The sequence below is a fragment of the Pseudomonas fluorescens genome (genome assembly GCF_902497625.1).
In the GTDB taxonomy this organism is placed as follows: Bacteria; Pseudomonadota; Gammaproteobacteria; order Pseudomonadales; family Pseudomonadaceae; genus Aquipseudomonas; species Aquipseudomonas fluorescens_BQ.
Genome location: NZ_CABVGX010000003.1, coordinates 69682 through 83506, shown reverse-complemented (window position 1 = coordinate 83506; position 13825 = coordinate 69682). Strand labels below are relative to the sequence as shown.

Annotated in this window: 14 protein-coding genes; 12 read left to right on the top strand and 2 right to left on the bottom strand. The window is 58.7% G+C overall.

All coding sequences use genetic code 11. From position 1 onward, the window contains the following. Positions 1 to 105 precede the first annotated feature (105 nt). From cgtA to F8N12_RS02985, 3 genes are all read left to right on the top strand, one after another. A complete protein-coding gene (gene cgtA, locus F8N12_RS02995) occupies positions 106 to 1329 on the top strand; it encodes an Obg family GTPase CgtA (protein ID WP_028624611.1) in 1224 nt (407 codons plus the stop codon). A 137-nt stretch (positions 1330 to 1466) separates the two neighbouring features. Continuing rightward, complete coding sequence (proB, locus tag F8N12_RS02990; RefSeq protein WP_150579225.1) at positions 1467 to 2585, top strand: glutamate 5-kinase; 1119 nt, start codon at positions 1467 to 1469, stop codon at positions 2583 to 2585. 12 nt (positions 2586 to 2597) lie between these two features. Continuing rightward, entirely contained in the window at positions 2598 to 3062 is a 465-nt protein-coding gene (locus F8N12_RS02985; protein WP_028624613.1) for a CreA family protein, read from the top strand. Positions 3063 to 3265: 203 nt separating this feature from the next. On the opposite strand, the gene rpsT is transcribed toward F8N12_RS02985, so the two are convergent. After that, positions 3266 to 3544, bottom strand: a complete 279-nt coding sequence (gene rpsT / locus F8N12_RS02980) for a 30S ribosomal protein S20 (protein WP_003185593.1) — start codon at positions 3542 to 3544, stop codon at positions 3266 to 3268. Positions 3545 to 3795: 251 nt separating this feature from the next. Between rpsT and murJ the strand changes: the two genes are divergently transcribed. From murJ to ispH, 6 genes are all read left to right on the top strand, one after another. Continuing rightward, entirely contained in the window at positions 3796 to 5334 is a 1539-nt protein-coding gene (murJ, locus tag F8N12_RS02975) for a murein biosynthesis integral membrane protein MurJ (RefSeq protein WP_150579101.1), read from the top strand. A 129-nt stretch (positions 5335 to 5463) separates the two neighbouring features. After that, positions 5464 to 6414 (top strand): bifunctional riboflavin kinase/FAD synthetase, encoded by a 951-nt coding sequence (ribF, locus tag F8N12_RS02970; RefSeq protein ID WP_191623101.1) that lies wholly within the window; start codon positions 5464 to 5466, stop codon positions 6412 to 6414. Beyond that, positions 6415 to 9246, top strand: a complete 2832-nt coding sequence (gene ileS / locus F8N12_RS02965) for an isoleucine--tRNA ligase (RefSeq protein ID WP_150579099.1) — start codon at positions 6415 to 6417, stop codon at positions 9244 to 9246. Continuing rightward, the gene (gene lspA / locus F8N12_RS02960; protein WP_150579098.1) at positions 9239 to 9751 is read left to right on the top strand and encodes a signal peptidase II; all 513 of its coding nucleotides are present in this window, start codon (positions 9239 to 9241) and stop codon (positions 9749 to 9751) included. The genes ileS and lspA overlap by 8 nt, the downstream gene beginning before the upstream one ends. Positions 9752 to 9758: 7 nt before the next feature. Continuing rightward, a complete protein-coding gene (fkpB, locus tag F8N12_RS02955; protein ID WP_191623107.1) occupies positions 9759 to 10196 on the top strand; it encodes an FKBP-type peptidyl-prolyl cis-trans isomerase in 438 nt (145 codons plus the stop codon). A 373-nt stretch (positions 10197 to 10569) separates the two neighbouring features. After that, complete coding sequence (gene ispH, locus F8N12_RS02950; RefSeq protein WP_150579096.1) at positions 10570 to 11517, top strand: 4-hydroxy-3-methylbut-2-enyl diphosphate reductase; 948 nt, start codon at positions 10570 to 10572, stop codon at positions 11515 to 11517. On the opposite strand, the gene F8N12_RS02945 is transcribed toward ispH, so the two are convergent. Beyond that, on the bottom strand, positions 11409 to 12041 hold the full coding sequence (locus tag F8N12_RS02945; RefSeq protein WP_150579095.1) for a GspH/FimT family pseudopilin: 633 nt from the start codon (positions 12039 to 12041) through the stop codon (positions 11409 to 11411). The genes ispH and F8N12_RS02945 overlap by 109 nt on opposite strands. Positions 12042 to 12171: 130 nt before the next feature. Here F8N12_RS02945 and F8N12_RS02940 point away from each other — a divergent pair, with 130 nt between their 5' ends. From F8N12_RS02940 to F8N12_RS02930, 3 genes are read left to right on the top strand one after another with little or no spacing between them, the layout of a single operon-like run. Further along, positions 12172 to 12645, top strand: a complete 474-nt coding sequence (locus F8N12_RS02940; RefSeq protein WP_150579094.1) for a GspH/FimT family pseudopilin — start codon at positions 12172 to 12174, stop codon at positions 12643 to 12645. Next, complete coding sequence (gene pilV / locus F8N12_RS02935) at positions 12642 to 13094, top strand: type IV pilus modification protein PilV (protein WP_150579093.1); 453 nt, start codon at positions 12642 to 12644, stop codon at positions 13092 to 13094. Before F8N12_RS02940 ends, pilV begins: the two co-directional genes overlap by 4 nt. After that, a complete protein-coding gene (locus tag F8N12_RS02930; RefSeq protein ID WP_150579092.1) occupies positions 13091 to 13816 on the top strand; it encodes a PilW family protein in 726 nt (241 codons plus the stop codon). Before pilV ends, F8N12_RS02930 begins: the two co-directional genes overlap by 4 nt. Positions 13817 to 13825 lie beyond the last annotated feature (9 nt).

The following is a 13825-nucleotide window of genomic DNA, read 5'->3' as shown; positions in this document are numbered from 1 at the left end:
CAGCGCTGGATTTGCGGTCGTTGATTGAGGTCGCTGCGCTCATTTTTGCAAGAGTCTTATGTCTGGATTTTTCTCGGCTCGTCCGTATGACGAGAGGCGTTTGTTATGAAGTTTGTTGATGAAGTATCCATTCGAGTAAAAGCCGGTGACGGCGGCAACGGTTGCATGAGCTTCCGTCGCGAAAAGTTCATTGAGAACGGCGGCCCGAACGGCGGCGATGGCGGTGATGGCGGTTCGGTCTACATGGTTGCCGACGAAAACCTCAACACCCTGGTGGACTACCGTTATACCCGGCACTTCGATGCCGAGCGTGGTTCCAACGGCGGCAGCACCGACTGCACCGGTAAAAAAGGTGAAGAGCTGGTGTTGCGCGTGCCGGTTGGCACCACAGTGATCGACTCCGCAACTCAGGAAGTGATCGGCGACCTGACCAAAGCCGGCCAGCGTCTGCTGGTGGCGCATGGCGGCTGGCACGGTCTGGGTAACACCCGTTTCAAATCCAGTACCAACCGTGCGCCGCGTCAAACCACTCCGGGTAAACCGGGTGAGGCGCGTGATCTCAAGCTGGAAATGAAGGTGTTGGCTGACGTCGGCCTGCTGGGTCTGCCGAACGCGGGTAAAAGTACCTTCATTCGTTCGGTGTCGGCTGCCAAGCCGAAAGTCGCCGATTACCCGTTCACTACCTTGGTACCAAACCTGGGTGTGGTCAGCGTTGACCGCTGGAAGAGCTTCGTGGTCGCGGACATTCCGGGCCTGATCGAAGGGGCTTCCGATGGCGCTGGCCTGGGCATTCGCTTCCTCAAGCACTTGTCGCGCACGCGTTTGCTGCTGCACCTCGTCGACATGGCGCCGCTGGATGACGCCAGCGCTCCGGATGCTGCTGAAATCATCGTCAGTGAGCTGACCAAGTTCAGCCCGTCCCTGGCTGAGCGTGATCGCTGGCTGGTGCTTAACAAGTGCGACCAGATCCTTGAAGAAGAGCACGATGCTCGCGTCAAGGAAATCGTCGATCGCCTGGAATGGACCGGTCCTGTCTACGTGATTTCGGCCATTTCCAAACTGGGCACCGAGCGTCTGTGCCACGACATCATGCGCTACATGGAAGACCGTGCTGATCGCCTGGCGAATGACCCGGCTTACAAGGAAGAGCTGGCCGAGCTCGATCAGCGTATCGAAGACGAAGCCCGTGCTCAGCTGCAGGCGCTGGACGATCAGCGTGCCCTGCGTCGCAGCGGTGTGAAGTCGGTCCATGACATTGGTGACGATGACTGGGACGAAGAGGATGTGGATGACGAAGACGGTCCGGAAATCATTTACGTGCGTGACTGATTCGTTGCGATAAACTTGAACGCCGCTCAATCGAGCGGCGTTTTAGTATCTGGAAATCGATCGTGGGTCACGAGTAACCACGATTAACGTCACGGTCAGCGCTCGGTCGCGCTGCCCTCAAGCTAAGGTTGAAGATGATGCGGAGCAAAGTGACAGGTGCGCAGCGTTGGGTCGTGAAAATCGGCAGCGCGTTGCTAACCGCGGATGGCAAGGGTCTGGATCGCGCGGCAATGGGCGTTTGGGTCGAACAGATGGTTGCGTTGCATGAGGCGGGCGTCGAACTGGTGCTTGTGTCCTCAGGCGCGGTGGCGGCGGGCATGAGTCGCCTGGGTTGGACCGTACGACCCAGTGCAATGCACGAGCTGCAGGCGGCCGCTGCCATTGGCCAGATGGGATTGGTGCAGGCCTGGGAGTCGAGCTTTGCCGAACATGACCGGCACACCGCGCAGATTCTGCTGACCCATGACGATCTGTCCGACCGCAAGCGCTACCTGAATGCCCGTAGCACCTTGCGCGCGCTGGTGGAGTTGAAGGTGATTCCGGTGATCAACGAAAACGACACCGTGGTCACCGACGAGATCCGCTTCGGCGACAACGATACGCTGGCGGCGCTGGTCGCCAATCTGGTTGAGGCGGATCTGCTGGTGATCCTCACGGATCGCGACGGCATGTTCGACGCCGATCCGCGCAACAATCCCGCCGCAACCCTCATTTACGAAGCGCGAGCCGATGATCCGGCGCTGGACGCGGTAGCTGGCGGGACGGGTGGGGCGCTGGGTCGTGGGGGTATGCAGACCAAGTTGCGCGCGGCGCGTCTGGCGGCGCGTTCCGGTGCGCATACCATTATCGTCGGCGGTCGCATTGAGCGCGTGCTGGACCGGTTGAAGGCGGGCGAACGCATCGGCACCTTGCTGTCACCCGAGCGCGGCATGCTCGCGGCGCGCAAGCAATGGCTGGCCGGGCATCTGCAGACTCGTGGCACGCTGGTGCTGGATGCGGGGGCGGTGACGGCGCTTTCCCAAGGTAATAAAAGTTTGCTGCCCGTGGGCGTCAAACTCGTGCAGGGCAGTTTCCGTCGCGGCGAGATGGTGGTGTGCGTCGCGCCGGACGGTCGTGAAATCGCCCGCGGCCTTGCCAACTACAGTGCGCTGGAAGCACAAAAAATCATCGGGCAGTCGTCTGAGGCGATTGTCGGTCTGTTGGGTTACATGGCGGAACCGGAGCTGGTTCACCGCGATAACCTGATCCTGGTCTGAAGGAATACTTGCATGCGCGTGGCAAAAGGATTGTTGGGTCTGCTGTTGGCGATGCCGCTGCTGGCCTCGGCGGAGGAAATTGGTCAGGTGTCGACGGTGTTCAAAATTGTCGGGCCGAATGACCGTATCGTGGTCGAGGCGTTTGATGATCCCAAAGTGGAAGGCGTGACCTGCTATTTGTCGCGCGCCAAGACGGGCGGCGTGAAGGGCGGTCTGGGCTTGGCTGAAGACCGTGCGGAAGCGTCCATTGCTTGCCGTCAGGTTGGGCCGATCAACTTCAAGGGCGAGTTGAAGGACGGCGATGAAGTCTTCAAGGAGCGTACATCGCTGGTGTTCAAGACCATGCAGGTGGTGCGATTCCTCGACAAGAAGCGCAACACGCTGGTGTATCTGGTTTACAGCGATCGCTTGATCGAGGGCAGTCCGCAGAATGCGGTCACGGCGATCCCGATTTTGCCTTGGCCGCACGCTCAATAATCTGACGCAGATGCAAATTGTGAATAGCAGGCTTGTGTAGTGAGGTCAGTCCTGTGGCGAGGGAGCTCCTGTGGCGAGGGGGCTTGCCCCCGTTGGAGCGCGAAGCGCTCCCAGATCGATCTTTCACATTGTTGAATTGATCTCACCAAATCACAGGCAATAAAAAACCGACCCTGAGGTCGGTTTTTTAACGAGCGTGTCGCTTAGGCAGCAGCGGCAACGTTCAGGGCCTTTACGTGGCCATTCAAGCGGCTCTTATGACGAGCAGCCTTGTTCTTGTGGATGATGCCTTTATCGGCCATACGGTCGATGACTGGCACAGCCAGAACGTAAGCAGCTTGAGCTTTTTCAGCGTCTTTTGCGTCAATGGCTTTAACTACATTCTTGATGTAGGTACGAACCATGGAACGCAGGCTGGCGTTGTGGCTGCGACGCTTCTCAGCCTGTTTTGCACGTTTTTTGGCGGAAGGTGTGTTGGCCACCGTCGAGCTCCTCGAAAGACTTTTTAGGAAATAGCAAACAAAATAGGCCGCGAATCATGCCGATGAGTTGATGTCTTGTCAAGGGCGGTTGAGACGTTCCGCTAAGTGGTAGGTATAAAGAGGCGGGATATTTATTTCCGGCGCTTGACCTGTAAACTCGCGAGCTTTGGCTCTGTGCTGTTGCGGCGCGGAGTATCGCATAAGTAGGCGCTCAGTTCGCCTGCTGTTTATCGACAGGCACAACTCTTTCAATGAATCTGCTCAAATCGTTGGCCGCCGTCAGCTCTATCACGATGATCTCCCGGGTTCTGGGGTTTATCCGTGACACCCTGATCGCGCGTACATTCGGCGCCGGGATGGCGACGGATGCCTTCTTCATCGCTTTCAAACTGCCGAATCTGCTGCGGCGGATCTTTGCAGAAGGCGCCTTCTCCCAGGCTTTTGTGCCGATTCTGGCTGAATACAAAAGTCAGAAAGGGGAGGAGGCTACACGGACTTTCGTTGCATATGTCTCGGGTTTGCTCACGCTGGTACTGGCCCTGGTGACTGGCCTGGGCATGCTGGCAGCGCCGTGGGTGATCTGGGCAACGGCCCCAGGGTTTACCGATACTCCGGAAAAATTCCAGCTGACCACTGATCTGTTGCGAGTGACCTTCCCTTATATATTGCTGATTTCCCTGTCATCACTGGCCGGGGCGATCCTCAATACTTATAACCGCTTCTCGGTGCCGGCGTTCGTGCCGACATTGCTTAACCTCAGCATGATCATCTTTGCGGTGTTCCTGACGCCTTATTTCGATCCTCCGGTGATGGCGCTCGGCTGGGCGGTATTGGTCGGTGGTCTCGCGCAATTGCTGTATCAACTGCCGCACCTGAAAAAGATCGGTATGCTCGTACTGCCACGGTTGAACCTGCGTGACAGCGGCGTGTGGCGAGTGATGAAGCAAATGCTGCCGGCGATCCTCGGCGTCTCGGTTAGCCAGATTTCGCTGATCATCAACACCATTTTTGCCTCTTTCCTGGTCGCCGGCTCGGTATCGTGGATGTATTACGCGGACCGTTTGATGGAGTTGCCGTCCGGGGTGCTCGGCGTGGCGTTGGGCACAATTTTGCTGCCGACGCTGGCCAAAACCTACGCCAGCAAGGATCGTCACGAATACTCGCGAATTCTCGATTGGGGCCTGCGTCTGTGCTTCGTGCTGGTGTTGCCGTGCTCGCTGGCGCTGGGGATCCTCGCTGAACCGTTGACCGTTTCCCTGTTTCAATACGGTCAATTCAGTGCGTTCGACGCGTCCATGACGCAGCGCGCACTGATCGCTTATTCCGTCGGCCTGCTCGGCATTATCGTGATCAAAGTGCTGGCGCCGGGCTTTTATGCGCAACAAAACATCCGTACGCCGGTCAAGATCGCGATCTTCACACTGGTGTGTACCCAGCTGTTCAACCTGGCGCTGGTTGGCCCGTTGGCCCACGCCGGCCTGGCCCTGGCGATCAGTGCCGGTGCTTGCCTCAACGCAGGGCTGCTGTTCTATCAACTGCGTAAACAGCAGATGTATCAGCCGCAGCCGGGCTGGGCGAAGTTTGGTGCCAGACTGGTAGTCGCGGTGGCGGTAATGTCCGCCGTATTGCTGGCCGGGATGCATTACATGCCGGCCTGGGGTGATGGCGATATGCTGGAGCGGTTCCTGCGTCTGGGTGCTCTGGTTGCGGCCGGCGTGGTTTCCTATTTCGGCATGTTGTTGCTGATGGGGTTTCGTTTGCGCGACTTCAATCGCAAGGCGCTGAGCTGAGGCTTTTTCCTTGATAAGCACGGGCGAACCGACGGTTTTGTCGGCTCGTTCACTTTGGGTTACGGTGTTGCCTGTCGTCGGCCGCCGGGTGTGGTTATAATCGACCACTTTATGAGCAAGAAGCGCGTTATGCAGCTGGTTCGAGGCCTCCAAAATCTGCGCCCCCAGCATCGGGGCTGTGTCGCCACCATTGGCAACTTTGACGGTGTTCACCGTGGTCACCAGGCAATCCTGGCTCGGCTGCGTGAGCGTGCACTGGAGTTGGGCGTACCCAGCTGCGTGGTGATTTTCGAACCGCAACCACGGGAATTCTTTGCCCCGGACACGGCACCTGCACGTCTGGCCCGGCTGCGTGACAAATTGCAGCTGCTGGCTGCCGAAGGGGTTGACCGGGTCCTGTGCCTGGCCTTCAACCAGCGCTTGAGCAAGCTCAGCGCCAGCGAATTCGTCGACACGATTCTGGTCGATGGCCTCGGTGTCAAACACCTCGAAGTCGGTGACGATTTCCGCTTCGGCTGTGATCGGGTCGGCGATTTCGAGTTTCTGCAACAGGCCGGCGTGATGCAGGGCTTTACCGTCGAAGCGGCGCAAACCGTCGAGCTGGAGGGTATTCGAGTCAGCAGCACCCAGGTTCGCAATGCTTTGGCCGCTGCTGATTTCGCTTTGGCCGAGCGGCTGCTGGGGCGTGCGTTTCAGATCACCGGGCGAGTCCTGCACGGTCAGAAACTGGCGCGTCAGCTGGGTACGCCGACCGCCAACATCCAGCTCAAGCGGCGTCGTGTGCCACTGACCGGGGTGTTCCTGGTCAACGTCGATATCGACGGCAGGACCTGGCCCGGCGTGGCCAATATCGGCGTGCGGCCGACTGTTCAAGGCGATGGCAAGGCCCACCTTGAAGTACACCTTTTGGATTTTGCCGGCGACCTGTACGACCGGCGTTTGACGGTGGTTTTCCACCACAAGCTGCGTGAAGAGCAGCGTTTCGCCTCTCTGGAGGCGCTTAAGACGGCGATCAATGCGGATGTCGCCGCCGCCCGTGCCCTGTCGCACCTAGCGCCAATCGCTAATGAAGAGCCTTAAATGACCGACTATAAAGCCACGCTAAACCTTCCGGACACCGCCTTCCCAATGAAGGCCGGCCTGCCTCAGCGCGAACCGCAGATTCTGCAGCGCTGGGACAGCATTGGCCTGTACGGTAAGTTGCGCGAAATTGGCAAGGATCGTCCGAAGTTCGTGCTTCACGACGGTCCTCCGTACGCCAACGGCACGATTCACATCGGTCATGCGCTGAACAAGATCCTCAAGGACATGATCATCCGCTCGAAAACCCTGTCGGGTTTCGACGCACCGTATGTGCCGGGCTGGGACTGCCACGGTCTGCCGATCGAGCACAAAGTCGAAGTGACCCACGGCAAGAACCTGGGCGCGGACAAGACCCGCGAACTGTGCCGTGCCTACGCCACCGAGCAGATCGAAGGGCAAAAATCCGAATTCATCCGTCTGGGCGTGCTGGGCGACTTTGCCAACCCGTACAAGACCATGGATTTCAAGAACGAAGCCGGTGAAATCCGCGCTTTGGCCGAAATAGTCAAGGGCGGTTTCGTGTTCAAGGGCCTGAAGCCTGTGAACTGGTGCTTCGATTGCGGTTCGGCCCTTGCTGAAGCGGAAGTCGAGTACGAGAACAAAAAGTCCTCGACCATCGACGTCGCATTCCCGATTGCTGATGAAGCCAAACTGGCTGCCGCTTTCGGTTTGGCGTCCCTGGCCAAGCCTGCTTCGATCGTGATCTGGACCACCACCCCGTGGACCATCCCGGCCAACCAGGCGCTGAACGTCCACCCGGAATTCAACTACGCCCTGGTCGATGTCGGCGATAAGCTGCTGGTGCTGGCAGAAGAGCTGGTCGAGTCGTGCCTGGCGCGTTACAGCCTGGAAGGTTCGGTCATCGCGACCACGACCGGCAAAGAGCTTGAACTGATCAACTTCCGTCACCCGTTCTACGATCGCCTGTCGCCGGTTTACCTGGCTGACTACGTTGAACTGGGCGCCGGTACCGGCGTGGTTCACTCCGCTCCGGCGTACGGCGTGGACGACTTCGTGACCTGCAAGAAATACGGCATGGTCAACGATGACATCCTCAATCTGGTGCAGAGCAACGGCGTCTACGTTCCGTCGCTGGAGTTTTTCGGCGGCCAGTTCATCTGGAAAGCCAACCCGGCCATCGTCGACAAGCTGACCGAGGTCGGCGCGCTGTTGCACACTACGATCATCGAACACAGCTACATGCACTGCTGGCGTCACAAGACTCCGCTGATTTATCGCGCCACCGCGCAGTGGTTCATCGGCATGGACAAAGAGCCTGCGACCGGCGAGACCCTGCGCAAGCGCGCTATCAAGGCTATCGAAGAAACCAAATTCGTGCCGGCCTGGGGCCAGGCGCGCCTTCACTCGATGATCGCCAACCGGCCAGACTGGTGCATTTCCCGTCAGCGTAACTGGGGCGTGCCGATCCCGTTTTTCCTGAACAAGGAAAGCGGCGAGCTGCACCCACGTACCGTTGAACTGATGGAAGAAGTCGCCAAGCGTGTAGAAGTCGAAGGCATCGAAGCCTGGTTCAAGATGGACGCCGCCGAGTTGCTCGGTGACGAAGCGCCGCAGTACGACAAGATCAGCGACACCCTCGACGTCTGGTTCGATTCGGGGACTACACACTGGCACGTCCTGCGCGGTTCACACCCGATGGGCCACGAGACCGGCCCGCGTGCCGACCTCTACCTGGAAGGCTCGGACCAACACCGCGGCTGGTTCCACTCGTCGCTGCTGACTGGCTGCGCAATCGACAATCATGCGCCGTACCGCGAACTGCTGACCCACGGCTTCACCGTCGATGAGTCCGGCCGCAAGATGTCGAAATCGCTGGGCAACGTGATCGCACCGCAAAAGGTCAATGACACCTTGGGCGCAGACATCATGCGTCTGTGGGTCGCCTCGACCGATTACTCGGGCGAGATGGCGGTGTCCGACCAGATTTTGCAACGCAGTGCGGACGCTTACCGGCGGATCCGTAACACCGCACGTTTCCTGCTTTCCAATCTGACCGGCTTCAACCCGGCCACCGACCTGCTGCCGGCTGAAGAAATGCTGGCGCTGGACCGTTGGGCCGTGGACCGTACACTGCTGCTGCAACGTGAATTGCAAGAGCACTACGGCGAATACCGTTTCTGGAACGTGTACTCCAAGATCCACAATTTCTGCGTTCAGGAATTGGGTGGTTTCTACCTCGACATCATCAAGGACCGTCAGTACACCACTGGCGCCAACAGCAAGGCGCGTCGCTCGGCGCAAACCGCGCTGTATCACATTTCCGAAGCGCTGGTGCGCTGGATCGCGCCGATCCTCGCGTTCACAGCCGACGAGCTGTGGCAATACCTGCCGGGCGAGCGCAACGAATCGGTCATGCTCAACACCTGGTACGAAGGCTTGTCCGAATTGCCGGACAACGTCGAACTGGGCCGAGCCTACTGGGACCGGATCATGGCGGTGAAGGTCGCGGTCAACAAGGAAATGGAAATCCAGCGCGCGGCCAAGGCCGTCGGTGGCAACCTGCAAGCCGAGGTCACGCTGTTTGCCGAAGAAGCGCTGAGCGCCGACCTGGCCAGGCTGAGCAACGAACTGCGCTTCGTGCTGATCACTTCGACCGCCAGCGTTGCACCGCTGGTGCAGGCTCCGGCCGACGCCGTTGCGACCGAAGTCAGCGGCCTGAAGCTGAAAATCGTCAAGTCAGCCTTCGCCAAGTGCGCCCGTTGCTGGCACTGCCGTGAAGACGTCGGCGTCGACCCGGAACATCCGGAAATCTGTGGCCGTTGCGTAGACAACATCAGCGGCGCTGGCGAGGTCCGTCACTATGCCTAATGGCGTTGGCCGTTTTGGACGGCTGAGCTGGCTCTGGTTGAGTTTGCTGGTCCTGGTCATTGATCAGGTCAGCAAGGTTTACTTCGAAGGCTCGTTGACAATGTATCAACAGATCGTGGTGATCCCCGATTACTTCAGCTGGACCCTGGCGTACAACACGGGCGCGGCGTTCAGTTTCCTGGCGGACAGCTCGGGCTGGCAGCGCTGGTTGTTTGCCTTGATCGCGGTAGTCGTCAGCGCCGTGCTGGTGGTGTGGCTCAAACGTCTGGGGCGCAACGAGACCTGGCTGGCAGTTGCGCTGGCGCTGGTCCTCGGTGGCGCGTTGGGCAACCTGTATGATCGCATTGCCTATGGGCATGTGATCGATTTCATTCTGGTGCACTGGCAGAATCGCTGGTATTTCCCGGCGTTCAACTTCGCTGACAGTGCGATTACTGTCGGTGCAATCATGCTGGCGCTGGACATGTTCAAAAGTAAAAAAACCGGAGAAGCCGTTCATGACTGAGCACGTATTGGCTGAGCAACGCATCCGCCAGAACACGGAAGTCACTTTGCACTTTGCATTGCGCCTGGAGAACGGCGACACCGTCGACAGTACTTTCGACAAAGCCCCGGCGACCTTCAAGGTCGGTGACGGCAATCTGTTGCCAGGCTTCGAAGCCGCGCTGTTCGGTTTCAAGGCCGGCGACAAGCGTACGTTGACCATTGCCCCGGAAAACGCATTCGGCCAGCCGAATCCGCAAAACGTGCAGATCATCCCTCGTTCGCAGTTCGCCGACATGGACCTGTCGCCGGGCTTGCTGGTGATCTTCAATGATGCGGCCAATGCTGAGTTGCCGGGCGTGGTAAAAGAGTTCGATGAGCAGCAGGTGACCATCGACTTCAACCACCCGCTTTCCGGCAAGACATTGACCTTCGACGTTGAGATCATTAGCGTCAGATCGTTGTAACCTGCAGGAGCGAGCTTTTGTGGCGAGGGGGCTTGCCCCCGTTGGGGTGCGAAGCACCCCCAAACCTGATGTGGCGAGGGGGCTTGCCCCCGTTGGGGTGCGAAGCGCCCCCTGAAACCTGATGTGGCGAGGGGGCTTGCCCCCGTTGGGGTGCGAAGCACCCCCTGAAACCTGATGTGGCGAGGGGGCTTGCCCCCGTTGGGGTGCGAAGCGCCCCCTGAAACCAGAGTTCTGAGCGGTTTTACGATTGCTCCGCAATCGAACGGGGGCAAGCCCCCTCGCCACATGAGCCCTTCGCCACACCCGGCTAGCTCTAACATTAAGTTTTTCACTGTTTTCGCTATTTTCTTGCGCGCAAGACACGAGGCACAGCATGCAAATCAAACTCGCCAACCCCCGTGGCTTCTGCGCCGGCGTGGACCGGGCGATCGAAATCGTCAACCGCGCTCTGGAAGTCTTCGGACCGCCGATCTATGTGCGCCACGAAGTGGTCCACAACAAATTCGTCGTCGAAGACTTGCGCGCTCGCGGTGCGATCTTCGTTGAAGAACTCGATCAGGTACCGGACGACGTCATCGTCATTTTCAGTGCCCACGGCGTTTCCCAGGCTGTGCGCACGGAAGCCGCCGGGCGTGGCCTGAAAGTGTTCGACGCGACTTGCCCGCTGGTGACCAAGGTGCACATCGAAGTCGCACGGTATAGCCGTGACGGCCGGGAATGCATCCTCATCGGCCACGCCGGCCATCCGGAAGTCGAAGGCACCATGGGCCAGTACGATGGCAGCAATGGTGGCGCGATCTATCTGGTCGAAGACGAAAAAGATGTCGCCGCGTTGCAGGTGGTCAACCCGGAAAAACTGGCTTTCGTGACCCAGACCACTTTGTCGATGGACGATACCAGCCGCGTTATCGATGCGCTGCGTACACGCTTTCCGGCCATTGGCGGTCCGCGCAAGGACGACATCTGCTACGCCACGCAAAACCGTCAGGATGCGGTCAAGCAACTGGCTGACGAATGCGACGTGGTGCTGGTAGTAGGCAGCCCGAACAGCTCCAACTCCAATCGCCTGCGCGAGCTGGCCGAACGCATGGCCACGCCTGCCTACCTGATCGATGGTGCCGAGGACCTGCAAAAGAGCTGGTTCGATGGCATCGAGCGCATCGGCATCACCGCCGGGGCGTCCGCCCCTGAAGTGCTGGTGCGAGGGGTGATTCAGCAATTGCAGGCATGGGGCGCGACGGGGGCTGACGAGTTGGCCGGGCGGGAAGAAAACATCACCTTCTCCATGCCCAAAGAACTGCGCGTGCGTTCGCTGCTGTAAGTCTTCTGCTCCTGACACTGCGCCTGCTCAGCGTTCTGGTTCAACAACCTGGTCCGACCGGTCGGCGACAGTACTATCTGACGCCGGCTTACCGGCTCAACGTTGTCGCAGAAATGCAGCGTCCCACCCTGAAATGCGCCATGCGGCATTAAAGGTTCACCCAGCCTGGTGAAGCGGATGTAATGTTTTACCCACTTGTTGCCGATAACCTTTACGCGGTCACCGTTTGCGTGCTCGGCTATCACAGGATTATCGCTGTCGTCCGGCCCTTTTCCAGTAATGTCCCGTATGATTCGCCAACCCTGACTCCAATCACCATTGATGCCGTAAATCATCACGACTTCATTGCGCGAGATAGCGAGGGTTCGAGCGGTGCGAATGCCGCCCAATATCGATTGTGCCGCTTCAGCGCGATGAGTCGATTGAGTAAATGCGGCAAAGGCGGGGCTCACCAGTAAAAGAACAATCCCGGCAATAGCCAGTCCCATTAGCAGTTCGATCAGGCTGAAGCCTCGCTGGTGCATGTCATTTTCTCCCTGAGTGACGGCGGCCCGCGCATTCCTTGCACGAGTAATGGCAAATCGTTGTTACATCTGCCGGTCGAATGTTTTAGCGTGTAGAAGCAGGTATAGCCGACGGCAACCGAGGGCACCGATGGATCTTCGTACAAAAGGTTTCACGCTGATCGAGTTGCTGGTCGCGCTCGCGGTGTTCCTGATCCTGATCACCATGGCGGTGCCGGCCTTTACTCGCTCGGTGCAATCTACCAAGGCCGATACGGAAATCGGTGACCTGCAACGCGCCTTGAATTTTGCTCGTCTTGAAGCGATTAATCGCGGGGGCATTGCCGGACTTCGTCCCTCGGTCGTGGGCGGTGCCTGGACGGGCGGACTCTCCGTATTCGATGGTCCCGACTACCAGGCGAAAGTATTACGCGTTGTTCCCGCGATGAGCAGTGGCGCCACTCTGACGCTAACCTCAGGAGTGACCACCATCGATTTCAATAATCTGGGTGGCTTGTCAGCACCGGCCACACCGGTGGCCATTGACTATGCACTGGGGACGCAAAGCAGAAAGCTTAATGTGTGTCTGAACGGACGAATTCTATTGGGCGGAAACTGCGGATGAGGGGATGGAGCAAAGTTGCTCAGGAGGGCACGACGCTGATCGAAGTACTGGTCGCGTTGTTGATTCTGACCGTGGGTTTGCTGGGCGCTGCGGCGTTTCAGCTCAATGCGCTGAAGTATACCGATAGCGCGCGCATGACCAGTCAGGCCAGCTTCATTGCCTATGACATGATGGACCGCATTCGCGCCAATGCCGGGGCCGATTATACCGTCACTCCGCCTGCTGCTGGCAACCTGAGTGTCGCCCGGGATCAAGACCTTTACGACTTCACCAACAACATCGTGACCTCCTTGGGCGCAACCGCGACAGGCACTGTCACTCTCAATAATAAACGCGAACACACCATTACCATTACTTGGGACGACTCGCGAGCGGCGAACGTCGCCAATACCCGGCGCAGTTTTGTCCTGGTCAGTCGTGCCAGCGTCGATCCGGTGGCGACACCATGAACCGCACGAGCAGAGGTTTCGGCCTGATCGAATTGCTGATCGCGCTGGCGTTGAGCCTGGTGGTCGTCCTCGGAGTGGCGCAAATTTTCATTTCGGCCAAGAACACCTTCGTCAGCCAGAACACGGCCGCGAACATGCAGGAAGATGCGCGGTTCGTCCTGAGCAAGATGATTCAGGAAATCCGTATGGTGGGTATGTTTGGTTGCATCATGGTCCCCACAGCCTCGGCACCTGCCAATTTTATTCCCGCGCGGGACGAGCCAATCAATTGGGATAACACCAGCGGGAAGTTGACGCTGGCCACGGCGGATGTAGGCAATTCCGGTGGGTCGCCAACGTGGACGGTGGTGAGCGATTGTCGAAACGACGTCACCGTTTCCGCCGGAGCGCGTACATTGACCTCGGCTGAGGTGACTGCGGGGAAATCGGCCTTCCCGATTCGCCGGCTGATTTACACCCTCAAGGATAAACAGCTGACGATGGGCGTTGGGACCGGAACCCCTGCACAATATGTCCTGATCAATAATGTCAGGACTTTTACCGTGAGTTTCGGCCTGGCCAGTTCTGCAACTGACGCCTCCGTTTCCAGCTACAGCCTCAATCCGACAGACACGGCGCGAATCCGCAGTGTGCGGCTGACACTGACTCTCAGCGATCCAGACAAGCGGGTTCTCGATCAAACCTTCAGCGTGGTTGCCGCATTGCGCAACCGCTTGCCATGAGTGGCGCCC